This window comes from Gracilimonas sp. BCB1, assembly GCF_040117685.2.
GTDB lineage: Bacteria > Bacteroidota > Rhodothermia > Balneolales > Balneolaceae > Gracilimonas.
The window spans coordinates 273,970-299,608 of sequence record NZ_JBEDYP020000013.1; the positions used below are offsets into that span (position 1 = coordinate 273,970).

Annotated in this window: 24 protein-coding genes and 1 pseudogene; 11 read left to right on the forward strand and 14 right to left on the reverse strand. The window is 44.1% G+C overall.

What is annotated here, in order from left to right:
• Both ABFW99_RS10470 and ABFW99_RS10475 read left to right on the forward strand, forming a co-directional pair.
• Positions 1 to 825, forward strand: coding sequence for an ABC transporter permease (locus ABFW99_RS10470; protein ID WP_349353445.1), 825 nt, complete (start codon positions 1 to 3; stop codon positions 823 to 825).
• A 45-nt stretch (positions 826 to 870) separates the two neighbouring features.
• Complete coding sequence (locus ABFW99_RS10475; RefSeq protein ID WP_349353446.1) at positions 871 to 1,773, forward strand: glycine betaine ABC transporter substrate-binding protein; 903 nt, start codon at positions 871 to 873, stop codon at positions 1,771 to 1,773.
• Between the two features lie 63 nt (positions 1,774 to 1,836).
• Here ABFW99_RS10475 and ABFW99_RS10480 read toward each other — a convergent pair whose 3' ends face one another.
• From ABFW99_RS10480 to ABFW99_RS10520, 9 genes are all read right to left on the reverse strand, one after another.
• On the reverse strand, positions 1,837 to 2,163 hold the full coding sequence (locus ABFW99_RS10480) for a hypothetical protein (RefSeq protein ID WP_349353447.1): 327 nt from the start codon (positions 2,161 to 2,163) through the stop codon (positions 1,837 to 1,839).
• 2 nt (positions 2,164 to 2,165) lie between these two features.
• Positions 2,166 to 2,624: a hypothetical protein gene (locus ABFW99_RS10485; protein WP_349353448.1), complete on the reverse strand. Its 459-nt coding sequence runs from the start codon at positions 2,622 to 2,624 to the stop codon at positions 2,166 to 2,168.
• 60 nt (positions 2,625 to 2,684) lie between these two features.
• Positions 2,685 to 4,619, reverse strand: coding sequence for a sulfate adenylyltransferase subunit CysN (gene cysN, locus ABFW99_RS10490; protein WP_349353449.1), 1,935 nt, complete (start codon positions 4,617 to 4,619; stop codon positions 2,685 to 2,687).
• A gap of 53 nt (positions 4,620 to 4,672) precedes the next feature.
• Positions 4,673 to 5,581, reverse strand: coding sequence for a sulfate adenylyltransferase subunit CysD (gene cysD, locus ABFW99_RS10495; protein WP_349353450.1), 909 nt, complete (start codon positions 5,579 to 5,581; stop codon positions 4,673 to 4,675).
• Positions 5,582 to 5,627: 46 nt separating this feature from the next.
• The gene (cysQ, locus tag ABFW99_RS10500) at positions 5,628 to 6,401 is read right to left on the reverse strand and encodes a 3'(2'),5'-bisphosphate nucleotidase CysQ (protein WP_349353451.1); all 774 of its coding nucleotides are present in this window, start codon (positions 6,399 to 6,401) and stop codon (positions 5,628 to 5,630) included.
• A gap of 16 nt (positions 6,402 to 6,417) precedes the next feature.
• A complete protein-coding gene (locus ABFW99_RS10505; protein WP_349353452.1) occupies positions 6,418 to 8,187 on the reverse strand; it encodes an SLC13 family permease in 1,770 nt (589 codons plus the stop codon).
• 17 nt (positions 8,188 to 8,204) lie between these two features.
• Entirely contained in the window at positions 8,205 to 10,640 is a 2,436-nt protein-coding gene (locus tag ABFW99_RS10510) for an SLBB domain-containing protein (protein ID WP_349353453.1), read from the reverse strand.
• A 137-nt stretch (positions 10,641 to 10,777) separates the two neighbouring features.
• Positions 10,778 to 12,844 (reverse strand): ComEA family DNA-binding protein, encoded by a 2,067-nt coding sequence (locus tag ABFW99_RS10515; RefSeq protein ID WP_349353454.1) that lies wholly within the window; start codon positions 12,842 to 12,844, stop codon positions 10,778 to 10,780.
• Positions 12,844 to 13,626, reverse strand: a complete 783-nt coding sequence (locus ABFW99_RS10520) for a hypothetical protein (protein WP_349353455.1) — start codon at positions 13,624 to 13,626, stop codon at positions 12,844 to 12,846. The genes ABFW99_RS10515 and ABFW99_RS10520 overlap by 1 nt, the downstream gene beginning before the upstream one ends.
• A 63-nt stretch (positions 13,627 to 13,689) precedes the next feature.
• Between ABFW99_RS10520 and ABFW99_RS10525 the strand changes: the two genes are divergently transcribed.
• The 4 genes from ABFW99_RS10525 to ABFW99_RS10540 all read left to right on the forward strand — a co-directional run bounded on the left by ABFW99_RS10525 (position 13,690) and on the right by ABFW99_RS10540 (position 17,907).
• A complete protein-coding gene (locus ABFW99_RS10525; protein ID WP_349353456.1) occupies positions 13,690 to 14,619 on the forward strand; it encodes a DUF4835 family protein in 930 nt (309 codons plus the stop codon).
• Positions 14,620 to 14,703: 84 nt separating this feature from the next.
• A complete protein-coding gene (locus ABFW99_RS10530) occupies positions 14,704 to 15,474 on the forward strand; it encodes an electron transfer flavoprotein subunit beta/FixA family protein (protein ID WP_349353457.1) in 771 nt (256 codons plus the stop codon).
• Between the two features lie 52 nt (positions 15,475 to 15,526).
• Positions 15,527 to 16,501 (forward strand): electron transfer flavoprotein subunit alpha/FixB family protein, encoded by a 975-nt coding sequence (locus ABFW99_RS10535; protein WP_349353458.1) that lies wholly within the window; start codon positions 15,527 to 15,529, stop codon positions 16,499 to 16,501.
• 80 nt (positions 16,502 to 16,581) lie between these two features.
• Entirely contained in the window at positions 16,582 to 17,907 is a 1,326-nt protein-coding gene (locus ABFW99_RS10540; protein ID WP_349353459.1) for an FAD-dependent oxidoreductase, read from the forward strand.
• 32 nt (positions 17,908 to 17,939) lie between these two features.
• Here the strand turns inward: ABFW99_RS10540 and ABFW99_RS10545 are convergent.
• Positions 17,940 to 18,233 (reverse strand): annotated as a pseudogene (locus ABFW99_RS10545) (four helix bundle protein); the annotation flags it as partial.
• A gap of 153 nt (positions 18,234 to 18,386) precedes the next feature.
• Here ABFW99_RS10545 and ABFW99_RS10550 point away from each other — a divergent pair.
• Positions 18,387 to 18,689, forward strand: a complete 303-nt coding sequence (locus ABFW99_RS10550; RefSeq protein ID WP_290961329.1) for a ferredoxin family protein — start codon at positions 18,387 to 18,389, stop codon at positions 18,687 to 18,689.
• On the opposite strand, the gene ABFW99_RS10555 is transcribed toward ABFW99_RS10550, so the two are convergent.
• Positions 18,690 to 19,070 (reverse strand): type II toxin-antitoxin system VapC family toxin, encoded by a 381-nt coding sequence (locus tag ABFW99_RS10555; protein WP_349353460.1) that lies wholly within the window; start codon positions 19,068 to 19,070, stop codon positions 18,690 to 18,692.
• 10 nt (positions 19,071 to 19,080) lie between these two features.
• Positions 19,081 to 19,293 (reverse strand): hypothetical protein, encoded by a 213-nt coding sequence (locus ABFW99_RS10560; protein ID WP_349353461.1) that lies wholly within the window; start codon positions 19,291 to 19,293, stop codon positions 19,081 to 19,083.
• Between the two features lie 115 nt (positions 19,294 to 19,408).
• Between ABFW99_RS10560 and ABFW99_RS10565 the strand changes: the two genes are divergently transcribed.
• Positions 19,409 to 21,181 carry a DUF2207 domain-containing protein gene (locus ABFW99_RS10565; RefSeq protein ID WP_349353462.1) on the forward strand — a complete coding sequence of 591 codons (1,773 nt, stop codon included), beginning with the start codon at positions 19,409 to 19,411 and terminating at the stop codon, positions 21,179 to 21,181.
• 207 nt (positions 21,182 to 21,388) lie between these two features.
• A complete protein-coding gene (locus ABFW99_RS10570) occupies positions 21,389 to 22,564 on the forward strand; it encodes a DUF3095 family protein (protein ID WP_349353463.1) in 1,176 nt (391 codons plus the stop codon).
• Here the strand turns inward: ABFW99_RS10570 and ABFW99_RS10575 are convergent.
• Positions 22,561 to 23,601 carry an LLM class flavin-dependent oxidoreductase gene (locus ABFW99_RS10575; protein ID WP_349353464.1) on the reverse strand — a complete coding sequence of 347 codons (1,041 nt, stop codon included), beginning with the start codon at positions 23,599 to 23,601 and terminating at the stop codon, positions 22,561 to 22,563. The genes ABFW99_RS10570 and ABFW99_RS10575 overlap by 4 nt on opposite strands.
• A gap of 204 nt (positions 23,602 to 23,805) precedes the next feature.
• Here ABFW99_RS10575 and ABFW99_RS10580 point away from each other — a divergent pair, with 204 nt between their 5' ends.
• Both ABFW99_RS10580 and ABFW99_RS10585 read left to right on the forward strand, forming a co-directional pair.
• A complete protein-coding gene (locus ABFW99_RS10580; RefSeq protein ID WP_349353465.1) occupies positions 23,806 to 24,015 on the forward strand; it encodes an acetyltransferase in 210 nt (69 codons plus the stop codon).
• Positions 24,008 to 24,361, forward strand: a complete 354-nt coding sequence (locus tag ABFW99_RS10585) for a DUF488 domain-containing protein (protein WP_349353466.1) — start codon at positions 24,008 to 24,010, stop codon at positions 24,359 to 24,361. Before ABFW99_RS10580 ends, ABFW99_RS10585 begins: the two co-directional genes overlap by 8 nt.
• On the opposite strand, the gene ABFW99_RS10590 is transcribed toward ABFW99_RS10585, so the two are convergent.
• Positions 24,336 to 25,595, reverse strand: coding sequence for a hypothetical protein (locus ABFW99_RS10590; RefSeq protein WP_349353467.1), 1,260 nt, complete (start codon positions 25,593 to 25,595; stop codon positions 24,336 to 24,338). The genes ABFW99_RS10585 and ABFW99_RS10590 overlap by 26 nt on opposite strands.
• Positions 25,596 to 25,639: the final 44 nt, after the last annotated feature.

Genomic DNA, 25,639 nt, shown 5'->3' on the forward strand with positions numbered 1-25,639 from the left:
ATGTTTGATCTACCTGTTGGAGATGCATTTGAATTTGCAATCAACTGGCTGACCAATAACCTGAGCGGATTCTTTGACCTTGTGACCCTGGTGGTTGACTCTTTTCTGGTGGGGATAGAGAACCTGCTTTTATTTCCCCACCCCATTATAATGATTGTGCTGTTCAGCGCCATTGCCTGGTATGTATCAGGAAAGGGAGTCGGAATTTTCACCATACTTGGTCTGCTCGTTATTGAAGGTATGGATATGTGGGACGGAACCATGGAGACGCTGGCCCTGATCATCACCGCGGTTGTAATTGCACTGCTGATTGGCATCCCGCTGGGGATCTGGGCTTCCAAAAGCAAAACAGTGGAAAAGGTTGTCCGTCCCATTCTGGATTTTATGCAGACCATGCCCGCTTTTGTGTACCTGATCCCTGCCGTACTATTTTTTGGAATAGGTCAGGTTCCTGGCGTGATCGCTACGCTCATTTTTGCTATGCCACCGGCTGTACGACTTACCAATTTGGGAATCCGGCAGGTACCGGAAGAAATCAGGGAAGCTGCCCTGGCTTTTGGCTCCGATTCCAAACAAATGCTTTTAAAAGTGGAACTGCCTGTTGCCCTCCCCACAATCCTTGCGGGAGTAAACCAAACCATTATGCTGGCTCTATCAATGGTGGTTATTGCAGCTTTGATTGGAGCCGGAGGGTTAGGTCAGCCTGTGGTAACAGGCCTGCAACAGCTGGATATTGGCCTTGGATTTGAAGGCGGGCTGGCTATCGTAATTCTGGCCGTGTTTTTGGATAGAGTGACGCAGTCATTAGGTGCTTCAACCCAATAAGAGTTTTAGATATAAACAGAACCGTAACATTAAACCAAAAGAACAATGAGAACGAATAACAGAATATCGGTTATGCTTTCAAAGCTGGGGATATTCGTCCTGGCTTTTGGGCTGATTACCGCATGTAATCAAAAATCAGAAAATGAAACAAAAACAGCCGACCTTGTATATGTAAACTGGGCTGAAGGGATTGCCTACACTAACCTTGCTAAAGTAGTACTGGAAGATAAGATGGGCTATGAGGTTGAAATTACTTCAGCCGGAGTTGGACCAGCCTATACAGCCGTTGCGAATGGTGATTCCGATGCTTTTATGGAAACCTGGCTGCCCACCCTTCACGCAGATTACATTGAGCAATATCAGGAAGACATCATTGATCTGGGAACCGTTTATGAGGGAACCCAAAGCGGCCTGGTTGTACCAACTTATGTTGAGATTGATAAAATCTCTGAATTGAATACCGTTGCGGATAAATTCGACGGTGAGATTACCGGAATTGACGCCGGTGCAGGTATCATGAAAACCACCAGCGAAGTAATTGAGGACTACAACCTTGATTATGAGCTTGTACAATCAAGCGGACCGGCAATGACCTCTGCTCTGAAGAAAGCTTATGAAAATGAGGAACCTATTGTTGTAACCGGTTGGAAGCCTCACTGGATGTTTGGAAGCTTCGACCTCAAGTTTCTTCAGCAAGACAAAGACATGATGAAATGGAAAACCGGAAGCATACACATTATGGGCCGTAAAGACCTTCGGGAAGACAAACCGGAACTGGCCGCCTTTCTTTCCAATATGCACCTGACCGATACCGAGCTATCCGATTTAATGGTTCAAATCAATAAATCAGATAAACCGGAACAGGAAGTTGCCAAAGAATGGCTCGTCAATAATGAAGATGTGATTGCAGACTGGATTCCTGAAGACGAAAAGCAGGCAGGAATGTAGTTGAACTAACTACTTCAAATCAATTTCAGGGAAGCGCGTTAGCTCGTGTTTCCCTTTTCTTATTCAGGCAATTACTTTCTTCACCGACCCGGCTACTGTATCCATTATGGCAAGCTTCAATTTATCCAGTTTAGCCTGTGTCAGTCCTCTTTGCTTTAAAGCTTCCATCTCAGCAAGATCTTTCTTTGCCTTCAGGAGAAACTCAAAATCATCCGCACTTATCTCTCCATCTTTCAGCATCTTTGACCATTTGATTAAGTCTTCTTTGGTCTGAAAGGCAAAGTCTCCGGCATCATTCAATAAATCATCTTTTAAATCTTCACCAAAATCGGAAACCACTTCGGTGAGATCAGTCTTTAAGGTTTCCAGAAAAGCATCGAAGTCAAACATAGCTACTCCACCTCACCCGGTTTAATTTTTCCGCTTTCCAACCCGATGATAGTATCGAAGGCATCTGCTATCACTTTGCTGTACTCTCCAATGAAAGCCGGGGATAAAGTCTCTTGTTCTTTCCAGCGCACTAAAAATCCCCCCATCAGGTTACGCTCGGCATCAACCATAATCTCCCATTGTCGCGTACTTATCTCATTGCTTGGACGGCCTTTTGCATACTCATAAGCGGTAAGCAAGTTCTGTTTTAGCTGAACAGCTGCCTCCTCATGAGCCGAATACGGTTCATTCGCTTTATCGATTAATGACATCGACTTCACTTTAAGCTGAACCGCTTGTTGGTAAGCCGTCTCATTGAATTGAGAAATCGAAGGCGCACAAGCGGTAAGCAGAATCCCAATGGCTACAAGAATAGCAACCCGGTGTGTTCGCCCGATATAATTAGTGAATGTTTGAAGCATGTCACTAATCTGTAAAATTCAGTGAGGAATTCCCAGTTTTTTTAAAACCTGGTAAAAATATTATTCACTGATCAGTTTCAGAATTTCTTGTACAGCCTCATCCACCGACATTGAATCTGTATCGATAGTCAAAGCAGGGTCATCGGATACCTCATAGTCCGCATCGTAACCGGTGAGACCGCTAATTTCGCCTTCCTGAGCCTTTTTGTACAAGCCTTTTGGATCACGATCCTGTGCTGTCTTCGGATCACAGGTGATATGAACTTCCTTGAAGTCCCCCTCCGGGAAAAGCTGTTTAGCAGCTTCCCTGTCCTGAATGTACGGAGATACGAATGTGCAAATCACAATATTTCCATGCTCATAGAACAAACGGGCTACTTCACCCACCCGACGGATATTCTCGGTTCGGTCGGCAGGACTGAAGCCAAGATCACCATTCAATCCATGGCGTACCTGATCTCCATCCAGAAGCACGGTTTGCTTACCATTTTCCCACAGCTTTCTTTCGAGCTGTTTGGCGATGGTACTCTTGCCGGCTCCGGAGATTCCGGTAAACCATAGCAAACTTGCCTTATGATCATTTCTCTTTTCCCGTTCTTCACGAGGTATATTCCATGGCTCCCAAACTACATTCGGTGATTTTGGTCGGGTTTGTCTGCCCTTTATACCTGCTTCAGATGTGTCCTTAGACGACTTGGATTCTGTAGAACCAGCCCGGATCATCCCTGCCCCAATCGTAACATTCGTAGCAGGATCAATAATGATAAAGCTTCCCGTCTTCTGGTTCACCTGGTAAGGGTCATAGAAAATAGGCTGGCTGGTCTTCAGCTTAACACGCCCAATTTCATTCAGGCTTAACTTGGTAGCATCTTCGCGGGTCAGAGAATCCACATTCATTCGGTAGAGCAGGTCTTCCATAAAAACCTGAACCGTACGGGTGGTGTGCTGCAGAACATACTGCTTATTCAGCTCCATGTCCTTCTCATTCATCCAGCAAATATAAGCTTCAAACTCGTTACTTACGGTCGGCACATTATTCTTACGAACAATCATATCGCCGCGACTGGTATCAATTTCGTCTTCAATGGTCAGAGTTATGGAATCGCCCGGATAGGCAATATCCAAATCTTCATCCCGGGTAACAATCTTTTTTACTTTAGATGATAGGCCGGACGGTAACACTGTAATTTCATCACCCGGACGAACATGACCTGAAGCCACTCTTCCTGAAAAACCCCGGAAGTTTTGATTCGGTCGGATTACATACTGCACCGGAAAACGGAAATCAACGATATTATCAGAAGCATCTACTTTCACGGTCTCAAGGTGATGCAACAAAGTCGAGCCGTTGTACCAATCTGTGTTCTCACTTTTATCAACAACATTATCCCCTTTTAGCGCTGATATCGGGATATAAGTAATATCACTGACATTCAGTTTCTTGGCAAAGCTTCTAAAATCACTTACGATCTCATTGAACACTTTCTCATCATATCCAACCAAATCCATTTTATTAACAGCTACCACCAAGTGAGGGATTCTCAGCAGTGAGGAAATAAACGCATGTCGGCGGGATTGAGTCAATAATCCCTTGGAAGCATCAACCAGGATAATTGCTAAATCAGCTGTTGAAGCTCCGGTAACCATATTTCGGGTATACTGGGTATGCCCCGGCGTATCCGCGATAATGAACTTTCTTTTTGGGGTCGCAAAATAACGATACGCAACATCGATGGTAATTTTCTGCTCTCGCTCTGCCTTCAATCCATCAGTAAGCAAGGCAAGGTTTACATCCTCTTCTCCGCTGCTTTTACTGGATTTTTCGATGGCTTCCATCTGGTCTTCAAAAATAGATTTTGAATCATAAAATAGCCGGCCGATCAGCGTACTTTTTCCATCATCCACACTTCCGGCTGTTGTAAACCGGAGCAGATCCATATCCAGGTATTTATTGTCTGTGTTCGGGTTGTTCGATTTTCCGTTACTTTCGCTCATTTGAGAAATAAAATTCGTTGTTCAGTATTCTTAGTGGATCGTGTTTGGATGGCTTAGAAGTATCCCTGACGTTTTCGGTCTTCCATTGCGGTTTCGCTTCGTTTGTCATCGTGACGATTTCCGCGCTCCGTTTGTCGGGCAGAAGCTACTTCCTGTATGATCTCTTCCATATTGGATGCATCTGACAATACAGCACCGGTGCATGTTGCGTCCCCGATAGTTCTGAAGCGTACAGTCTTCGTTTCCAGCTCTTCTTCTTCCATTCGGTTTACAAAATCTGTGTCGGCAAGCCATACTCCTCGACGATTAAAAACTTCTCGCTCGTGGGCAAAGTAGAGCTCCGGAATGTCAATCTCTTCCTGGGCGATATACTGCCATACATCCATTTCCGTCCAGTTACTCAGCGGGAATACTCTGAAGTTCTCCCCCTGATTCTTTCGCCCGTTGAACAGGTTCCAAAGTTCAGGTCGCTGATTCTTAGGGTCCCATTGACCGAATACATCCCGGTGTGAGAAGAAACGTTCTTTGGCACGTGCTTTTTCCTCATCACGACGCCCGCCGCCTAAAGCAGCATCAACCTGATACTCTTTTAGAGTATCTAAAAGCGTGGTTGTTTGAAGGGCATTTCGGCTGGCATCGGGCCCGGTTTCTTCTTCAACCCGGCCTTCATCAATAGATTTTTGTACACTTCCCACAATCAGTTCCACATCGTATTTTTCGACAAGCTTGTCTCTGAATGCTATGGTTTCGGGAAAATTGTGCCCCGTATCAATATGCATAAGCGGGAAGGGGACCTTTCCCGGATGAAAAGCCTTCAGGGCCAGATGAAACATAACGATAGAATCCTTCCCCCCTGAGAAAAGTAAAACAGGTCGCTCAAACTGAGCTGCCACTTCTCTCATAACATAAATTCCTTCGTCTTCCAGTTCTTTAAGGTGTGAATGTGATCTTTTTTCACTCATTTTTCTAAAAAAGTATAATGTAAATTTTTCTGATGATCAGGCTTCCTTATAAACTCTCGACATCAACATGTTCGTTTAATCCCAACAGAAAATAAGGATTTTTAAGGGATTCTTTGTTGTACACCAATGGCGAGTATTTTTCGCCGTTTTTGGATGAATACCGGTAAATGGCATCAGCTGCAGCCGTATCCCATTCCATAGTTGGTCCCAGGCGGGGATATAAATCCGCTTTCCCTTCTGCAACCAGGCAAAATTTGATTGAACTTCCGGAAGGCACTTCTTCTATAACCTCTATCCCAATTCCGGAAAGCTTTTTAGCGGTTTGGTCATCTCCATGAGAACGGCTTACTACTATTCTTGCTTCTCCCGGTTTCTCAAATGAAACATTTTCCAGCTTTTCGGCTTCTGTGTCAGCCTCTTTTTTGAATGCCCCTATGCTCTTTTCAGCGTAGTACATAACATCTTTGGCCGGCACATACACAACTCCAAGAATGGGTTTTCCATCTTCAATCAAGGCGATGTTAACGGTAAACTCTCCGTTCTTTTTGATGAACTCTTTTGTGCCATCAAGAGGATCCACCAGCCAAAACCGGTTCCACTCTTTTCTCTCGTTAAAATCAGGAATTCCGGATTCTTCTGATATTATTGGGGTTCCGGGATCAATCTCCTTAAGGGCATCCACGATAATATGATGCGCTGCCAGATCGGCTTTAGTGAGTGGTGAGTCATCGTCTTTTGTAATGACTTCCACATCCGTTTGATAAAACTCTAGTATTTTTTTTCCTGCCTCTTCTGCCGTCTTAATGACTTGGTTAAGCATCAACTCTGATTATCTTTTAAAAGCTCCAAATGTAAGGTATTAAAGATACGGCTACTGTGGCTACGATCAAATTTAAAGGAAGACCTATTCTGGCAAAATCGGTGAATTTATATCCGCCCGGACCGTACACCATCAGATTGGTCTGATACCCGATCGGTGTTGAAAAACTGGAGGAGGCAGCTATAATCATAACCATAGCAAAAGGCATAAAATCTACCCCCATCGACTGTGCGAGTGATAAAGCGATTGGAAATATCAGCACAGCCGCCGCATTGTTGGTAATCATTTCTGTGAGTAGCCAGGTGGCAAGGTAGGTTAATAAAAGAGCGAGTGTAGGATCATTCTCTGCGAAGGATAGAAGATTAGTCGCCAATTGTTCTGCAACCCCTGTGTATTGCAGAGCGCTACCAAGACCTAAGGCTGAAGCTATCGCAATCAATACCCGCCAGTCCACACTTTCAAGCGCTGTGGTGTACCTGAAGCATTTTGTAACGAGTAAAAGTCCGCCAGCAAAAATAGCCGCCTGAAGCATACTGAGAACCCCAGTGGCAGCCAGCACAACCATGCCTAAGAGGGAAAGAGCAGCCACCCAGGCTTTCTCATAGGTCACCGGAGAAGAATCTTCGATGGAACTTACCAGGTAAAAGTCGTTGGCATTTCTGTATTTCTGAACAAAATTCGGATGTGCTTCAAGCAATAAAACATCACCACTTTTGAGTGTGATATCACCGATTTTTTCGTTGATGCGCTCTCCGCTGCGAGATACAGCCAAAACTACGGCATCATATCGGTCTCTGAAGTTTCCGTCCCTTATCGTTCTCCCCATCAAAGGATTTGATCTTGAAACCACAGCTTCGATCATTTGCCGCTCATTTCTGGGAGCATTCAGCTTAAAAACCTGATTTGTTGCCGGTACTAGTCCGGTAATCTGTTGCAGATCAATAATCGAATCTACTATACCTGTAAAAATCAACCGGTCCTCTCCTCTCAGCTTTTCATAAGGTCCTGGGGCAGGTATTGCTCTGCCATTTCGTTGAATTTCAATCAGGAATAAACCGGGGAGATTTCTTAAACCGGCATCTTCAATGGTTTTACCTGATAATGGTGCACTGTCTTTCACGATCATCTCAATAGTGTACTCTCGGGGGTCTTGAAATGTATCCATACTGGAGCCCCGTTCAGGCAGCAGTTTATCACCAAAAATCACAAGATAAATAAAACCGGCTATGGCACAGGGAATTCCGATTAGCGCCGGTTCAAGAATGCCAATTGCCCTTGTGGACGCCTCTTCAATCATTAACCCATTCAGAATCAGGTTGGTACTCGTTCCTATAAGCGTACATGTTCCACCTAAGATGGCCGCATAACTTAGAGGGATTAATATCTTGGATACAGGAATTTGAGAAATTCGGCTCCAACGCTCCAGTGCAGGAATAAAAGAAGCTACGATGGGTGTATTATTCAAAAAAGCACTCATCACCATAACCGGACTCATAATCCGTAATTGTGCAGTTTTAACAGTTCGGGCATTGCCCATTACTTTTTGTACAATGAAGTGAATGGCCCCTGTTTCTTTAAGTCCGGCCGCGACTATATACAGTGCCGCCACGGTAAGCATTCCTTCATTAGAAAACCCGGAAAGTGCCTGCTCTGCGGGTATTACGCCTGAAATAAAGAGAACAGCTAGCCCCCCGAATAAAACGATATCAACTGATACTGTTGTGCTGACTAATAGGATTAAACAAATCAGAATTACACACAATACCGCAATTCCTTCAATTGTCATATATAAAAACTCACTAACTAATTAAAAGCTCTTTCTGCGAGTATAATAATAGTCAATGCGCTGGTAAGTGTGGCAACAGATTTTTGCAAAATTTCTCCGGCACTCTGTTTTTCAGATTCGGGCTCCGGCGCCTCGTAAATTACGTTAATACGTGCCCCATCTTCAACTTTGGGGTTTTGCTTAAACCACCCTTTGCGCCGAACCTGGTAAATAGCACCATTGGCTTGTGTGAGCTGAACGTATTTGTAACTGTTTTTCTGCATACCCCCTGCCTGATCCAGGTAGTATGTTAATCGTTCATCCGGTTTGAATTTAATGAACCCGTCAAGAGCAACATTTCCTGTAACCAAAACAGTACTTGGTACTTGTGGTATTCGAATTGAATCACCGGATTTCACAAAAATTTCCTGGGTTCTATCTCCCTGGAGTAATTCCTTAAGATTTATAACCACTTCCTTATCCCCCCTGAATAACCGGGCCCCTGCTGCATAAGCCTCCCTGGTTAACCCTCCGGCTCTCTCTACTACAGTTGAAAGCTTCTCATTTTCAGAAAGAATGGTATAGGTGCCGGGAAATTCGACCTCACCTTCAATAGATATAAACCGCTGTTCGTTAAAGCGCGGGTTTCGCCGGATGTACACCTGGTCTCTGTGCTCAAGCTCAAATGTTTTGGCATTATCAAGAATAGGCCAGAAATGTTCTACAGAATAAAAATCGTCTTTCTTTTCTGAATCTGAAGTCAATTCATGTGTGAGTTTACTGGTGAGCATGTTCTTACTCGACGTTTTCTCCGTTCGGGTGATTTCTGCATCCCCGATGTACGCAGCTTCGGTAAATCCTCCGGCCTTCAAAATCAAATCTTCAAGGCTCATGTTCTCGCTGTATTTGTAGCGGCCGGGGTTACTCACTTCTCCTGTTATATTCACATATCTTTGATCAATAAGCTCAACCGTATTTCTGAAAACCTGTAGCTGATCTCTTTTTTGAAGCGTAATATTTTGATCCCCGCCTTCATTTTCAATCACTGCCTGAAGGTCAACACTAAACACCGTGGTGGTAGAGTCATCATTGGTTCGGGTAAGAATGGCTCTTCCTAAAAAGGCATCGTCTCGCAAACTGTCGGCGGCCAAGATCAGATCCCTGATTTTCCTGATTTTTTCAGATAGTTCATAGATTCCCGGTTGATTTACTAACCCTGTGATCTGAACATAATCATCTGATACTTCAGATATCTTGAACATCCGCACTTTATCCTGATCAAAGAGCTCAACTTCTCTTTCTCCGGATAACACTTCTTTTAGTGGATAATCAATTATTTGCCGGGCAAAACTTGGATCCTCTCTCTGCTCAATAGGTATCACTCTGCTAATCTGAAAACGATCTCCATACGCTTCTGACTTCACCCCGCCCGCAAACTCGATGAGTTTACTTAGTCCCTCATCAGGCTTCATTTCATAAATCGCAGGCCTTCGAATTTGCCCCTGAATAGATACAGTGCTTTCGCGGGGAGGGATAAATATTCGGTCGTTATTCAGTAAAGGTATATTTTGGTTATCCGTACCGTTTAATAAAAGTTCATACAGGTCAATAGATGCTACTTGCTTACCCTCTCTGATAATCCGAACATCTCGCAATGAACCGGATATTTTAGGCCCGCCAACACCGTACAACACATTAAAAATAGTAGAATTATGGGTGAAGGAATAGCCTCCGGGATTCTTAACCTCACCCAGCACAAATAATTGAATAGGTCTTAATCGAGTAACCGTCAGATCTATAAAAATAGTAGGTGGATTTCTAAGTAATCCCGAATAGCTCTTTCCAAGTCTTATTTTTAAAGACTCTCTTAAGTTTGAAAGTTTTTGTCCGGCCACCGTGACTAAACCAATATTTGGAATCAAAATTCTGCCTTCCACATCTACCTGCAGCTCGTACTGAAATTCGGTTGCACCCCACACAGTAAGCCTTAACTGATCTTCAGGTCCCACAACATATCCATCCCCAACGGGTCCAACTGTTCTTGGCTTAAAAGGGTCAGGGGTGTCGGAAAAAATGTTATAGCCGAAATACTCCAACCCGGAGGTATCTTTAGATGTGGTGGTTTTTGGAACACTGTCCTGTTCACTACTTGCACTTAGAATAATATCATCTGCACTTGTAACATTTCCCCGCAGATTTTCAAACCCGGTGCCACTGGTATCGTTTCTATTATTTAACCTAAGATCAATCAGCCACTCCTGAATTTGCTCTTCCGAAACCCCCCTTGCTCGCGCAACTCTGGCTATCTGATCCGGATCATTAGGATTAATTCCCGCTTGTCTGGCTAACTCCTGCGCCTGTGATAATGTTAAATTTCTTCGTGACAACTCCTCCTGTACAGAACTTTGTGCATTCACAGAAACAGCTGAAAAAAACAACCCAACCCATAACAACATTATAACTCGTATACCCATCTCAAATATAGTTTAGTCTAACCCAAATTCTCTCGAGTATTATGTACCCCTTGTATCTACATCATCAAAATATAAAATAACCACCAACTAGCAACGTCCGTTCTTTAAATATTATAATTTATTAATATAAACGGCTCTTAAAACTGAATTCTGACCTGCAAACCTATTGAATTTCTTACATCACCTTCAATCTTACTAAGCCCGCTTCCGATCACCTGAGTATCTTCAAAAATGGTAATACCATACTTAAACCACAGATCCAAAAACTCGGTTACTGTATATTTTACAGCTATATACGCTCTCTGGCCCTGATCGTACAAAACCGTATTTGAAAGCACATACAGCAAGTCACTTTCAAATTGATACACTCTTGTTGAGAAACTTTCCGTATCAAATACAGACACCCGCGCGTCAATTCGAAGAGCATCAATTGGCTGTAACCGAACGTCCTGATACATCAAAAAACCTTTTTCCCAGCCATCTCCCGCCTCTTTATTGCGCGCGAATTCTATCCGTGATCGCAGGCGAACTGCCGAACTAACATGATATTCAAAGTTTGCCCTGATACTCGCTCTTTTTTCCCTGCCTAACCAAAGTTCTTGTGCACCCCGCTCATTGGTTATTTCAAATTCTTCATCCTGAAGTTCATTTCTAAGCAGTACATATACATTCAATTTCGGGGAGAATTTAACTTCAACCAAACCCAGCAAGTCGAAGCCTCCGGTAGCCTGAGAAGTGCCAAAGCGAGGAGCAGCGAACCGGTATTGATCCACATATCCGCTGAGAGATATTCTTTGGTTAAGCTGATGGCGGATGCCAACGTAAAACCCTTCTTCATTCTGCGGAGCTGATGACCGTTCTCCAAATCCGCTTGACAGAAATGACTGAAAGTCTTTCTGATAGTTCCGGTAAGAAATTGCCAGTTCCGTATTCTCTGAAATCGGAGCCTCTAATCCGGCAACAGCCCCTAAACCCCCATTCCGGCTGCGTGCCATCTCCCAAAAAACAAAGGCATTCCCTGCAAGCCCCCGATAATCAATGCCTAAAACTGAGTTTTCTGAGCCTTCAAAGTCATACAGGTTACTGAGTGAAGTACCTTTTGCAATGTAGCTGTTGAATTCATTGTAATAGCCAGTTAAACCAAGCAGTCCAACGGGGGTATCCAGTCGGGCACGACCGCCAATAACCATTTGATCGATATTATTCTTCCTTTCCAGTTCACTTTGTGTTCTGTGGAAACCTGCTGAGGTTGGAAATCGTGTGGTGTCTCTGTTTATAACCGATGCTGTTCTGGGGCGACTGGAGTAAAAGGCGGTCAGTTCTACCTTTTCACCATAGGTGGCAGCAATCCCTCTAAAGAAATCCGTTTCCTGTGCCGAGGAATAGGCTTTTACACCACGCTCGCTCTTGCTGATAGTTCCAATCACCTCACGCCCCTTTCCAAAGGCACCACCAGTCCAAAGCACCAAGCCCTGACCAAAGCTCAGGCTGTAGTCCCCAACTACAAAATCTTTCAGTTTTCCGTTATCGGTTAAGGCGATATGACCTGAGTTGTAATCAAATCCGGTTATTCCCTGCAGGGTTTCGCCGGGATCTTTTTCTTGAGTCAGGTTTAAAGACAGGTGGTTACTGGTTATCCGAAACCGCTGATAATACTTGGCAGAACTCCCAAGATATCCACCTGAAGAATCCGGTTCTCTGAATCCTTCCCGGATTTGCAGGTTTTGTTGATAGCGGGAAAAGACTTCAACCTTGCGGTTTGCCATCCAGTATTCGGGCCTCATATATAAATCCCGAAACTGTGATTCTACCCCTCCGATAGTAACATAAGGAGCCATTCGCTGATAGGTTGCTTCGCCGACTCCCCATACATCCAGAAGTTCTGTTTTCTCTTCAAATGGTTTTGTGTTTCTGAAGTCGATGATAGCCCGGGCTATTTTAAGGTTGATGCCAGGCACCTGCAGAAGATCATCCAGTCCGGCACTATTCAGGTTTACCGGATTGGAAGCAAGGTCCTCCAGGAACTGAGTTAATTGTTCGCCTGCTTCTCCTACTTCTTCCGTATCTAATTCTTCAAAGGCTTTTTCGAGTTGTTCTTCTACGCGGGTAGCTGTGGTATCTTCCTGCGCAACAATATAACCGGGGCAAACCAGCATCACCCCAAATAAAGAAAGATACGATATGACTCTCCATTTCTTACCCATCAAAAATAGATCATAAAATCGAGCCCGGGACTAAATCCCAGAACCTCATGTTTTTGTACCGCGAAATTTATATCCCATTGCTCCCGTCCATAACCAAAACCAAGCGCATAAGTTAGTGGCCCCGTGGTGATACCTACCCTTCCTTTCAGGTTTTCTATTACTTTAACTTCTACTCCTCCCCGATATGCTACAGGGAAATTCACGTCCTTTACAACATCGAAAGCGAATAAGGCCTGCTCGTTTAGGGCATATGAAAAACCAACAGTGGTCTCTCGCGGCAGATCTTCCCGAATTCCGTTATAAGAAGCTCGATTAACGTTTATTGTTTTCGCACCAATCCAAAGGCTATTTGAGATTTCAGCAGCTATCCCAATATCCACCCCAATAGCTCCGCCTGACCCATAATCACCCCCGAATGATATATGGTTATAGTTTCCGGCTAATCCAAAATGCAGCATCTGCCACTCATTCTTATAGCCAATTCTCAGCCTTGTTTCACTGAACACATTATCACCGTACCGGTGAAAACCTACTGATGCACCGCCAAATTTTGTAGGAACCCGCGCCAATGCCGACATATCGGTAAGCTCCGGGAAGCCATAATTTCGAAGTCCGTAAAATCCTACGGCAATATCTTCGTTAGCGGAAAGGGCAGGATTTGAGAACAGGGACCAGTCGTAACCGGGAAGTGCCGTTGTAGCTTGCCCCATTCCCAAGCCACGCGCACCCATCGAAAGCTGAGCATAAGCCGGCATGGAAATCAATCCCAGAATAATTCCCAAAGAAAATTTATTTAGAACGTGTCGTATTCGTATCATTAGTACCCCAAATGTCGACTAATAAATATGATCTCTCTCACTAATTATATCTTTAAAATAATAAAGCCCCTCATTTTTTGCGGGATAATTTTCCTCATTACCCCTTTTACCTCAAAAGGGCAAGAATTTGATTGTACTGTTACCGTGAATATTGATCAGCTTGAGGGTTCTTCGTTTAATTACCTGGAGAACCTGAAACCCACCCTCGAAAATTACATAAACGAGTACCGGTGGACTGAGCAGGACTTTGCTGAAGAAGAACGTATTGATTGCCAAATTCAGGTCGCCATTAACAGCGGTACTTCCGATTATACATTTTCTGCGGAAGTGGTATTCCAGGTTCAGCGACCTATTTACAACACAACCGCCAAAACAACTACGGTCTTACTCAGTGATAACGCCTGGCAGTTTTCTTATCCGGAAGGAAAGAGCCTTATCCATGACGAGCTTCAGTTTGATGCGCTCACCGGCTTTATCGATTTTTATTGCTATACCATACTCGGGTACGATTTCGATACTTTTTCTGAACATGGCGGCGACCCTTACTTTGGAAAGGCACAGAATATTTTAAACCTTGCAGAAAGTACTTCTGCCATCGGCTGGACACGCAGCACCAATAACCGGCGAAACAGAAATACCATGATCACGGATCTGGTTTCCTCCAACTATCGGCCATTGCGAACGGCCTATTACCGATATCACCGCCTTGGACTCGACCAGTTTGTCGCTAACCCGGATGTTGCCCGCGGAGAAATCTTAAGTTCCCTGAAAACCATACAGGAGACCAAACGACGATCTACCAGTAACTTCCTTTTTGATATCTTCTTTGATACCAAAGCCCGGGAAATTGCTGCTGTTTTTGATGAAGCGGAAACCGATGTCCGACTGGAAGCTTATGACGTTTTACAGAATACGGATCAGGGACATTTATCTGAGTACGAAAGCTTGCAGAACTAAAATATTTATCTGCTGGTTTTGTATATTAGCCGCCCAAAAAAGCGGTTCCATAACTGAATTTATTAAGACGAAAAATTATAGCGAATGAAATTTTACGTATGTATTAAAATGGTGCCTGATGTTAACGCACCTCTGCAAATTAAAGACGGACAATTAATTCAGGATGCTGACCGGATGATTCTCAATGCCTACGATGCTTCGGCAGTTGAAGAAGCCCTGGTACTTAAAGAGAAACACGGCGGCGAAGTTGAGGTGGTGTGTATCGGCTCAGCTAAAGCTTCAGAAACCATCCGTAAGGCGCTGGCTATGGGAGCAGATAAAGCCACTCACATCCAGACAACCAGTGATGAGCAATACGACTCCGGTTCTTACGCCCGCATTCTTGCTAAATTTTTCGAAGATAAAGATTACGATGTGCTTTCTCTGGGTAAGCAATCTCAGGACACCGACTCCGGCTTAACGGGCAGCATGGTAGCCGAGCTTCTGGAGCTGCCTTATGCAACCAATGCCGTTGGGCTGGAAGCCGAAGAAGGCAAGCTAATCGTTAAGCGACAGGGTGATTCCGGGCAGGAGATGATTGAGTTACCCACTCCGTGTGCCGTTACTTGTTCTAATGACATGAACGAGCCACGCATCCCTAACCTGAAAGGGATTATGGCATCCAAGCGTAAGCCGGTTGAGCAGATCGAGCTTTCTGCTTTAGGGTTAAGTGATGATGAACTTACCCCAAATACTTCCGTGAAAGGGTATGAAGAAAAACCCGGCCGCGAGCCCGGTAAGAAATTTGAGGGTGAACCGGACGAGATTGCCCGTGAAGTAGCACAGCTTCTGGATACCGAAGCCAACGTCCTTTAACAATCTCAGCTTAAGCCAAAACTGAACAAGCAAAAGAAATTAAATCAAACTCATGAGCACAATTCTCACACACATTGCCATCTCAGACGGTAAAATTAAGCGTTCTTCCCTGGAAGTTTTATCTCATTGCAAAAAATTAGCCGAATCCGATGGCCACTCTGTAGAGGCTGTTATTATTGATGAAAAAGCTTCTTCCTTTGTTGACGGAGTAAAAAAATACGGGGCTTCGAAAATCTATACTATTGAAGATCCCATTTTCAAAAATCATATGAACACCCCGTTACTCAGGGCCTTAGCCAAAGTGATGGAAACCGCAAACCCATCCGTATTCGCTTTTGCCTCCACAGAAGGAACCAAAGATATATTAGGTGCCTTAGCCGCTAATCAGGATGCCTCTGTACTTCCTGATGTTTCATCCTTTGAGCTTGCCGATGGCGGTATTACTGCTAAACGCCCTGTAATGGCAGCGAAAATCATTGCCAATACCGAAGCCAAAGGTGATAAGGTTTTAGTTTCCGTTCGCTCCGGCTCTTATGATTTAGTTGAAAGTGAAACCGATGCCGAAGTTGTAAATATTGACTTCAGCATGGATGACAATGACCTTAAAGCTACGCTAAAAGAAATTATTTCTGCTTCCGGCGACACTATAGACCTGAACGAAGCCGAAGCAATTGTAGCTGCCGGCCGTGGCGTAAAAGATGAAGAAGGACAAAATCTCATTTCTGAATTGGCCTCGGTTTTAAATGCCGGAATCGGAGCTTCACGAGCCTTAACCGAAGCCGGAGTTTATGACCCGAGTTTGCAGATTGGTCAGACCGGTAAAGTAGTTTCCCCCCAGCTGTATATCGCCGTAGGTATTTCAGGAGCCATTCAGCACGTAGCGGGGATGGCAAATTCCAAAGTGATCGTTGCTGTAAATAAAGACCCTGATGCACCCATATTTGAAGTAGCAGACTACGGGATTGTCGGAGACTTGTATAAGGTTCTCCCTCCCTTCATCGAAGAAATCAAAAAAATCAAAAATTAATGTTTAATGTGAATTGCTGAATGTTAAATGAACTAGTAGTCTCATTTAACATTTAAAATTCATCATTTAAAATTTCCACTATGGACGAAAAGTTTGATTGTATAGTTATTGGCGGTGGCGTGGCCGGTCTCGCTGCAGCGATGACCCTTGCACGAAACAACATGAAATTTCTGTTAATTGAACGGGGTGAATTTGCCGGTTCCAAGAATGTTTCCGGTGGCGTGTTGTGGGGAAGCGACCTTGCCAAACTGGTTCCCAACTATTGGGAAGAAGAAGATGGTGGCTGGGAACGATTTATAAATCATCGCCGGCTTACCTTGATGGATGAACAATCAACTTTCTCCTTAGATTTTAAGTCTTCTCACTTCAATGAGCCGCCTTATTCCGGTGTTGTTGTATTGCGTTCCAAGTTTGACAACTGGCTGTCGGGTAAAGTACAGGAAGCCATAGACGCTTCTGATTATGCCATGGACTCCTTCATTGCTACCAACATTAAGGTGGATGAAGTACTCATGGAGAACGACAAGGCTGTAGGTATCAAAACGGGCGAGGATGAATTTCATGCCGATTCAGTGATCATTGCTGAAGGGGTAAATAACTTGCTTACCCGACAGGTTGGACTGCAGGATAAATACGTACCTGCCGACCACATGCTTACCGGAATCAAGGAAATCATACGTTTTGACCAGGACGTACTGGAACAGAAATTTCAGCTGAATGGACTCAGCGGAATGAGCAACGAATTTGTGGGTTGGGCAACCGATGGCGTAGAAGGCGGTGGATTCTTGTACACCAACCGCGATACGATTTCACTGGGTTTGGTACTGGGAATCAAAGATATGCGTGAGAAGCAGAAAAGTCCGCATGACATTCTGAATCACTTCAAAACTCATCCTACCATCGCTGACATCATAAAGGATGGCGAGATTGTTGAGTACTCGGCTCATGTTGTTTCCTCCGGGGATAAGCGAGCAATGCCTAAAGAATTATACAAAGACGGTATTTTACTGGCCGGTGAATCAGCCAACTTGCTCATGAATGCCGGAAAAGCGATTCAGGGTATGGATTATGCCATGCGCTCCGGAATTCTTGCCGCTGAAACCATAGTGAAAGCTAAAGACAAAGGAGATTACTCTTCCGCCACGCTTAAAGAATATCGCAAGGTGATGGATGAGAGTTACGTGATGAAAGACATCAATGGTTTCCAGGATGCGGTGCATCTTCTCCATACCGAAACCATGCAACAAAAGGTCCCGAATTTAGTTTGTGACTTCGGTCGTCAGTTCTTCACCATTAAAAATGAGCCGACTCCAAAATCGAAGGACATGCTGAAGGGAGCGATCAAACGTCATTCATCTATCTGGGAATTGGCAAAACTCGGATTCAAAGCAGGAAAATCATTATAAGTGAAAGGTGAAAAGGCAGAAGAAGAAAGTATTTATATCATATTTGACAGCATAGCAAATACATCGTTTGCCAGTTTTTCCACCTTCTTTGTGTTATTGTTATTTAGATAATTGAGATTAATAGAGATTTCGAGTTGAGTATCAAGTTCAACTAAAGAAGATCTGGATATCCGATAGAATCGCTTTCGATCTTTTTCAGATTTTCTTGAAGCACCTTCTGATAAATTGGAAGGAATTGAAACGGCAGCTCTTCTCATTTGACTTGTTAAGCCAAAAGTTTCGGTCTTTGGATAATTTTCAGTTAACCTATAAATCTCACTAACTAATTCGACACTTTTTTATAAACGTTTAACTGTTTGTGATTCAAATTGATCATAATACCCCGTGTTGATTAATTATTCACAAATAGATACTTAAAAAAATTCAATCTGAAAAGTCAGCAAAGTTTTCACCTTTGCCGTTTCACAAATAGAAAGCACATGAAAAACCTAAAACTCACGGAACGACTCGGACTTGTAAGCTATCGTAACCAGGCAAAGTCGGAGATTAAGCCACATATTGTTGTTGATACGGATATTTGTAATTCAACATGCCCGCATAAGTGTACCACCTACGTTTGCCCGGCCAATTGCTACACGATGGACGATAACGGCAAAGTTCACTTTCAGGTAGAAGATTGTATTGAGTGCGGAACGTGCATGTATGCTTGCGATCAGGGAGCGGTAGACTGGAATTATCCCGATCCTGAAATCGGGCGTGGAGTAACCTGGAATTTCGGGTAATTAAAAACCCAGGTTCTGAAGCCTATCATCCTTTGTAGCCAGCGGAAATTCATTGAGCAAGGCCGTGGCTACGATTAACCGATCGGCAGGGTCATCAGGAAAGTTGGATGGAAGCTTTTCCTGGGCTAAAATTACATCTTTATCAATAGGAATGACGGTACAAACCTGAGGTTTTGTAGCAAGCTCCATCCATTTTTTGAATGAAGGCTTCAGGTCAATCACTCCTTTTCGGGCCAGCATTTCCGTCTCCCAAACCGTAGCAGCCGATATGGCTATTTCCCGCTCAGCGGCCGACTCATCCAGTGTTTTCCTTTCTTCGTCGGTTAAAGGTCCTTCATCCAAAAGCCACCATAACCAAACGTGCGTATCAAGTAAAATCATCTACACTCTTTTATTCTTCAAATCCTGATTTATCCGCGGACAGCCCCGAAGCCGTACCTTTCCCCTTCAGGTCTTTCCAGGGAGTTCCCTGAATTTCTTTTGTTTGGTCAAGTTCATTTCTTAATGATCGGATGATCAGGTCTTTTAAGCTAATCCCTTCTTCAACGGCCTTTATTTTGGCCTTTTTCATCAATTCATCGGGTAAATCTACAGAAGTTCTCATGGCGATAAACTATGCATATTTATGTTTATATGTCAACGGTATAACATCTTGAATTTTTTTGAGTAGAAAAGATCATTATGTATCCTTCAGAATTAAAAAATGCAAAAACCCGGACATGAGAATTTCGAAATTCTTTTTTTTGTTTGTCATTACTTTCACCTTAAACTTTTTGGGCTCCACAGCTCTTGCTAAAGAATATGCCATCCCCGAGCTCAAAATTGAAGTTTCGATAAACCCCGATGGCACCGTCACCATAACCGAGCACCGAACGTACGTTTTTGACGGTGATTTCTCCTGGGCCAATTACGAACTCCCGAAATCCGGGTTTTCCGCTATCCGAAACATTCAGGTTTCTGAGAATGGCTCTAACTTTATAAACCTGAACTCTGAAGAACCCGGTACTTTTCTGGTGGAAGAGTCAAACCGGTCATACAATATAAAATGGTTTTATGATGCCGAAGATGAAGAACGGGTATTTTCCATTTCCTATACGCTGGAAGGAGCCGTCGTAATCGGGCCGGAGTGGAGTGAGTTCTTCTGGAACTACGCGGCTGCAGGTCGGGAGAAATCTACCGAAAAGTTATCTATTCTTTTTCAACTACCTGAAACGGTTGCCGACTCCAGTGTACATTCCTGGGTGCGTGAACCCGCATGGGAGATAGAGTCAACTTCTTTCGATAAAGGACTTCAATTTACCGGGTTTGACATCAGTCGGGGTCAGGCTGTGGTGATAAGAACGGTCTTTCCTGCCTCCGTTTTTGACGCTTCCCGAACCAATGTCACCGATGCAGATTTTTCACTCGTCTGGGCCAGAAACGACGAAGCCAATTACCGGGAGCAACAAATTGCAGAAGCTGAAGAGCGCGAGCGTATGATGACCTTCGGCATTGAGTTAGCTGTAGTGCTAGCTGGCCTGAGTATCCTGTGTTTTGTGTATTTCTACCGGAAATATGGAAGCAGGCATCAGATCAACTTGTCATTGAATGAAAGCCTTATGGTTCCCGGCAAACAACAACCGGCTACCATTGGCTGGCTTCTCATGCATCGCACGATCACCGGTGGGCATGTAACAGCAACCCTGCTCGATTTGGCCCGACGCGGATATTTCGTAATTACTGAAGCTGAACCTGAAGAAGACGACAGCTGGTTTTCTAACCCAAATGAGAACAATACCTTTATAATCACTGAAACCGATCAAAAGCCTGACTCATCTCTTGCTGAATGGGAAATTTCATTGCTGAATTTCGTAAAGAAACGAATTTCTGAAGGCCATTCAGATATCAAAAAGGTATTCAAATTTACCGACAGTGAAGTTTCCAAATGGTTTAGTGAATGGAAAACGGAACTCAAATCTTTTGCCGAAGAACAGGGCTGGATTGACAGAAAAAGTTACAGAGGTGCCTGGTTAAATTTTGGCTTGCAAATGGTGTTGATGCTGGCGGCATTAGTGGGTGTATTTATGCTGCACCCGGTAGCTGGACTCTCGGCCATTGTTGTTTTTATAAGTTCAGTACTATCCCTTGTTATCATCAGGAGAACTCCGAAAGGGGAAGAATTGTACAAAAGCTGGACAAACTATCAGCAGGCATTAAAAAATGCGAAGGACTATTCCATACCAGACCATCACCTTGGCCGGCACTTTATATACAGCATCGCACTCGGGCTCAGTAAAGATCATATTGAGCATCTGTTTGAACAAAATCCAGCGGCGGTCTCAACTATTACCTGGATGATGATTATTCCGGGAAGTGATAATTCACCAGCCGGTATTGCCACCTCTTTCAGCAACCTTGCTGCAACAGGAACAGTATCATCGGGTGGAGGTTTCTCCGGCGGGGGTGCTTCAGCTGGCTCAGCCGGTGGGGGCGCTTCAGGAGGAGCGGGTTAAAACATAAATTGAACCTGAAGGCTCATAAGAGTTTGAGTTTAAGGAAACCGTTGAGATAGAAAGCTCCGGAGTTCTCTATTAATCCATTTCCTTAATTATGTCGTATATATCTAAGTCCGTTTAATGGCGGGCTTTTTTGTATCAACTATTTCCAAATTAATTTGTTATGCTATAAACCGCATGTAACCCATTTGCAAACCGACACTTATGAACGCCCAAGAGTTTTACGAAAAACTTAATATTGTTTTTTCATTTAAAGAGGTCTCTGATCATTCCCTGTATACTCCTCTGCCTGATGATTGGTACATTGCCCTTGCTGACGTGAGAGGATCCACCGATGCTATCCGCCTTGGGAAATATAAAGAAGTAAACATGGCCGGGGCTTCCATCATTGCGGCATTAAATAATCTCTACAAAAAAGAAGACCTTCTTCCCTATCTCTTTGGTGGCGATGGCTCCCTGATTGCCCTGCCCGATCGCCAAATTGAGCAAGTAAAAGGAGTGTTATCCTTCTGCCGTAAAGCGGTAAAAGATGCATATGGACTTGAAATGGCCATCGGAATTATCCAGGTGAAAGAACTCCGTGAACTTGGACATGACGTAAGTGTAGCCCGGCTGGCTATGTCCGAATTTTTGGATCAAACTATTTTTTGGGGAACCGGGGTAACTTATGCCGAGCAGCTTATCAAAGAGGAAGACCGACTTAAGGATGTTGAACCAATAGAAGCTGACTTCACAGGACTGGAATGCCGGTGGAGCCAGGTACCCAGCGATAAAGATGAAGTTGCCGCTTACATTATTCAGTCATTTAATAAAAATGATGAAGCAAGTGCTGAAATTTACGAGCAGTGTTTTGAAAAGATCGAGGAGATTTACGGTACGGAAGACAACTTCCATCCTCTTCGGGAAGATGACTTGCAAATGACAACCAACCCGCTGCTCCTTGGGGTGGAATGGAAACTCCGAACCCAACCCCCGACCCTTTCAAAAAAGCTCAGGCACATTGGGTTAATGATTTTTCAGCTTATCACCGGATTGTATCTGATGAAGTTCAAAAAGAAAACATCGGCTACCAATTGGGGGGATTACAAACCCGATTTAGTCCGCCATGCAGACTATAAAAAATTTGGTGACGGACTGCGTTTTGTGGCCTCCGGTACTATAAAACAACGAATGGAAATGACAGATTTTTTAGAAGGGCTTTTCAGTGAAGGAAGTGTCGTTTATGGCGTTCACGCTTCTTTTGCCGCTATGGTTACCTGTTTTGTCAGAAGCTATCAAAGCAATCACATTCACTTTGTAGATGGAACCGATGGCGGGTACGCGAAAGCATCTCAGGAGCTCAAAAGCCGGAGGGCTCAACTTGAAGCCCACATCAGCTAAGACGATGAAACCTGCTCAAGCTTTTTTTGAACGGTTGGAGCAACTTCTTTGGCAAAGAGTTCAATAGAGCGTAAAAGCTTTTCATGGGGAACACTTCCCACACTCATTTGAAGCAGAAACCGATCGTGATTAAAGATCTCATGCTGGTACATGATTTTATCGATTACATCCTGTGGGCTTCCAACTACATTTGCCCCTTTCAGAGTGATGGAAGCATCAAACTGCGAACGACTCATCGGAGGCCACCCTCTCTCCTTTCCGATTTTATCCATCGTAGTTTTGAAAGCCGGAAAAGCAATATCAGCAGCCTCCTGTGTGGTTTCTGCAATAAACCCGTGGGAGTTTATACTCAATGCGGGCTTGGGTTGATTGTGTTCTTCGGCAGCTCGGCGGTGCAGTTCAGCCATTTGTTTAAACTGGGCAGGCTGTCCTCCAATTATGGCTATCGCCATCGGCATGCCCATGGCTCCGGCTTCATAAGCCGACTTCGGTGTTCCCCCAACTGCCCTCCAAACAGGTAATCTATCCTGGTAAGGCTGAGGATATACTCCCCTGTTATTAATAGATGGCCGATATTTCCCCTCCCAGCTCACTTTCTCTTCTTCCCGGAGCTTCATCAACAACTTTAGTTTTTCGGAAAAAAGCTCTTCATAATTTTGCAAATCGTAGCCGAACAATGGAAAAGACTCAATAAAAGAACCGCGCCCCACCATAATTTCTGCCCGCCCTTCCGTTAGCTGGTCGATGGTTGAAAATTGCTGAAATACCCGAACCGGATCTTCGGAACCGAGTACCGTAACTGCACTGCTCAACCGGATATTTTTGGTTCGGCTTGCTGCTGCAGCCAGTAAAGTAGTTGGGGATGAGGAAACGTATTCTTCCCGGTGATGCTCCCCAATAGCAAACACATCCAGGCCAAGTTCATCAGCCAGCTCAATTTCTTCCATCAGATTTTTAAGCCGTTGAGATGGATGCAGCGTTTCTCCACTATCGGCGTCTGGTGTATTTTCTACAAAGGTATATATCCCAAATTCCATAAATAAATATATGTCTTCACAACTACGATTCTCTAAAAGGTCAACTCAATAACCTTTGGATAAGTTCGATCGAATTGCTTGTCCAAAGCATAAAATATTGGAATCGAAAGGGTTTATTCTATTCAATAATTTATATACTGTATGAGCAAGGTTGAACCCTAATAAACTTCACAGGCAGTAATGTAAATTCAGGTTTTCATTAGTATGAATAAGAAAGAAGAAAAAGTCACAAGTCAACTCAGCAGCACACAAATCGAGTGTATCAGAAATGCATGTATCGAAGCAGCAAGGGAAGGCTTCATGGATGCTTCTATGAGTGGGCTTTGTATGGAAGGGGCTATTGAGGCTGCTATCGGATCTATTCAATCGCTGGATATTTCTCAGAAGATTAAGGAATCGCCTAACGATGATTAAGCTAAAAAGGGTGTATGACGAACCGGTAGAGGAAGATGGCTACCGAATACTTACCGAACGCCTGTGGCCACGCGGGGTTTCGAAAGAGAGAGCTAATCTTGATGAGTGGATGAAAGCCGTAGCCCCCAGCCATGAGTTAAGAAAATGGTTTGATCACGACCACGAGAAGTGGAGCGAATTCAAAGACCGCTACCGGAAAGAGTTATTCGGTTCTGAGACCATTCAACAACTTATTAACACGGTAGAAGAGGAAGATGTCGTTACCTTTGTATTTGCATCCAAAGATGAGGAACACAACAGCACCGTGGTTTTGAAGAGCTTTATAGAACAACTTCTTTCCGGATAACTTCCACGGAATGATGTTCCTCATCCACCAGTCTTTTCAGTTTAATCCAGAAAAACACAACAGCAATTACCGGAAAGATTGCTACTGTTGCCAAAACATCAAAAATCCAGGGGCCGCTTAAAGAAGCCGGCCATAAGGTAGTCATGAGTACCAGGCTCATTATCAGCAAAGCTACAGATGAGAGCACGGAATAAAAGTACTTTTTCGGCATGTCGGCCAGTTGGTGTAAAAACCAGATAACCCCAACGGTAAATGCCCCCAACAAAGTGGTATGCAGATACAATATTCGCGTTCCGTGATCGGAAAGCCACATTTCCATAGGTGAAACCGATGCTACCAGCTGCATCACGGATTTCAACACCAGAAACAGTAATGGCCATATCCAGATTGAGAGGTTGGTCCGCCTGTTTTTTATCACAGAATACACAAATAGCAGCACGCCTTCGGCTATAAGAACGCCACCGGTTCTTGCGGCAACGGACAAGTCAAAATTTATAAGTCCGTCTGCAATACCATACGGGAAGGTGAGCGGTGCCCCGATTGCTACCAATCCTATTAAGACGTTAGGCGATACTTCACATTCATCTTCTTTCAGCTGCAGGGCTTTTGCCACCAATCCCATCAACACCAGAATGACCCACCCCTCAATGAAGGTCGCAAGAAAGAAATGCGTAAGTGCTTTGGATAGTAATACACCGCCCACGTTTGCCATTTGTAAGATACCGACCGACCAGGCCCCGAGGGAGCTCACAAATAACATCACCAGGGCACCATCAAAAAATGGATTGGGTGTATATCCCTTTTTCCGGCGTCGTGTGATCCAATATCCGGCCATAAAACCATACCACCCCAGCATCACCATCCCCGAAAAAATCACCGACAGCGGAAGTGAGGCATTCCCCAGAGCTACGGGTTTGTATCCATACAGCAGAAAGGCCGGAAACGACAACAAGCTGAACACGACAATCCACCAAAGGGCATTTTTCATTAACCGAACGCCTAAAGCAGCATGATAGCCTGAAACGACATCCAGTTTAATCAGATATAGAGGTAACAATGTAGCCCAGCCAAAAAACATGAGGTGGGAATGGGCATGCCTTACATTATCGAGATTCAAGTCTACAGGCAACGGCTCCACAAAGCCAAACCGGAACACAAAACCGGTTAAGCCGGCCAGTACAAAACTGAACATAGCCCACTGCCAAATTCCTGAATTTTTTGCTAACGAAGTCATCAAACAATCCCTATGTTAATTTCAACTTCCAAAGAATACATCTC

Coding starts and splice junctions, on each gene's coding strand:
- ABFW99_RS10525 (WP_349353456.1), top strand. CDS start 13,690: ATGATCTCTCTCACTAATTATATCTTTAAAATAATAAAGCCCCTCATT.
- ABFW99_RS10540 (WP_349353459.1), top strand. CDS start 16,582: ATGGACGAAAAGTTTGATTGTATAGTTATTGGCGGTGGCGTGGCCGGT.
- ABFW99_RS10515 (WP_349353454.1), bottom strand. CDS start 12,844: ATGGGTAAGAAATGGAGAGTCATATCGTATCTTTCTTTATTTGGGGTG.
- ABFW99_RS10485 (WP_349353448.1), bottom strand. CDS start 2,624: ATGCTTCAAACATTCACTAATTATATCGGGCGAACACACCGGGTTGCT.
- ABFW99_RS10585 (WP_349353466.1), top strand. CDS start 24,008: ATGATTAAGCTAAAAAGGGTGTATGACGAACCGGTAGAGGAAGATGGC.
- ABFW99_RS10530 (WP_349353457.1), top strand. CDS start 14,704: ATGAAATTTTACGTATGTATTAAAATGGTGCCTGATGTTAACGCACCT.
- ABFW99_RS10565 (WP_349353462.1), top strand. CDS start 19,409: ATGAGAATTTCGAAATTCTTTTTTTTGTTTGTCATTACTTTCACCTTA.
- ABFW99_RS10580 (WP_349353465.1), top strand. CDS start 23,806: ATGAATAAGAAAGAAGAAAAAGTCACAAGTCAACTCAGCAGCACACAA.
- ABFW99_RS10510 (WP_349353453.1), bottom strand. CDS start 10,640: ATGGGTATACGAGTTATAATGTTGTTATGGGTTGGGTTGTTTTTTTCA.
- ABFW99_RS10470 (WP_349353445.1), top strand. CDS start 1: ATGTTTGATCTACCTGTTGGAGATGCATTTGAATTTGCAATCAACTGG.
- cysD (WP_349353450.1), bottom strand. CDS start 5,581: ATGAGTGAAAAAAGATCACATTCACACCTTAAAGAACTGGAAGACGAA.
- cysQ (WP_349353451.1), bottom strand. CDS start 6,401: ATGCTTAACCAAGTCATTAAGACGGCAGAAGAGGCAGGAAAAAAAATA.
- ABFW99_RS10590 (WP_349353467.1), bottom strand. CDS start 25,595: ATGACTTCGTTAGCAAAAAATTCAGGAATTTGGCAGTGGGCTATGTTC.
- ABFW99_RS10535 (WP_349353458.1), top strand. CDS start 15,527: ATGAGCACAATTCTCACACACATTGCCATCTCAGACGGTAAAATTAAG.
- ABFW99_RS10570 (WP_349353463.1), top strand. CDS start 21,389: ATGAACGCCCAAGAGTTTTACGAAAAACTTAATATTGTTTTTTCATTT.
- ABFW99_RS10555 (WP_349353460.1), bottom strand. CDS start 19,070: ATGATTTTACTTGATACGCACGTTTGGTTATGGTGGCTTTTGGATGAA.
- ABFW99_RS10560 (WP_349353461.1), bottom strand. CDS start 19,293: ATGAGAACTTCTGTAGATTTACCCGATGAATTGATGAAAAAGGCCAAA.
- ABFW99_RS10550 (WP_290961329.1), top strand. CDS start 18,387: ATGAAAAACCTAAAACTCACGGAACGACTCGGACTTGTAAGCTATCGT.
- ABFW99_RS10575 (WP_349353464.1), bottom strand. CDS start 23,601: ATGGAATTTGGGATATATACCTTTGTAGAAAATACACCAGACGCCGAT.
- ABFW99_RS10480 (WP_349353447.1), bottom strand. CDS start 2,163: ATGTTTGACTTCGATGCTTTTCTGGAAACCTTAAAGACTGATCTCACC.
- ABFW99_RS10475 (WP_349353446.1), top strand. CDS start 871: ATGAGAACGAATAACAGAATATCGGTTATGCTTTCAAAGCTGGGGATA.
- cysN (WP_349353449.1), bottom strand. CDS start 4,619: ATGAGCGAAAGTAACGGAAAATCGAACAACCCGAACACAGACAATAAA.
- ABFW99_RS10505 (WP_349353452.1), bottom strand. CDS start 8,187: ATGACAATTGAAGGAATTGCGGTATTGTGTGTAATTCTGATTTGTTTA.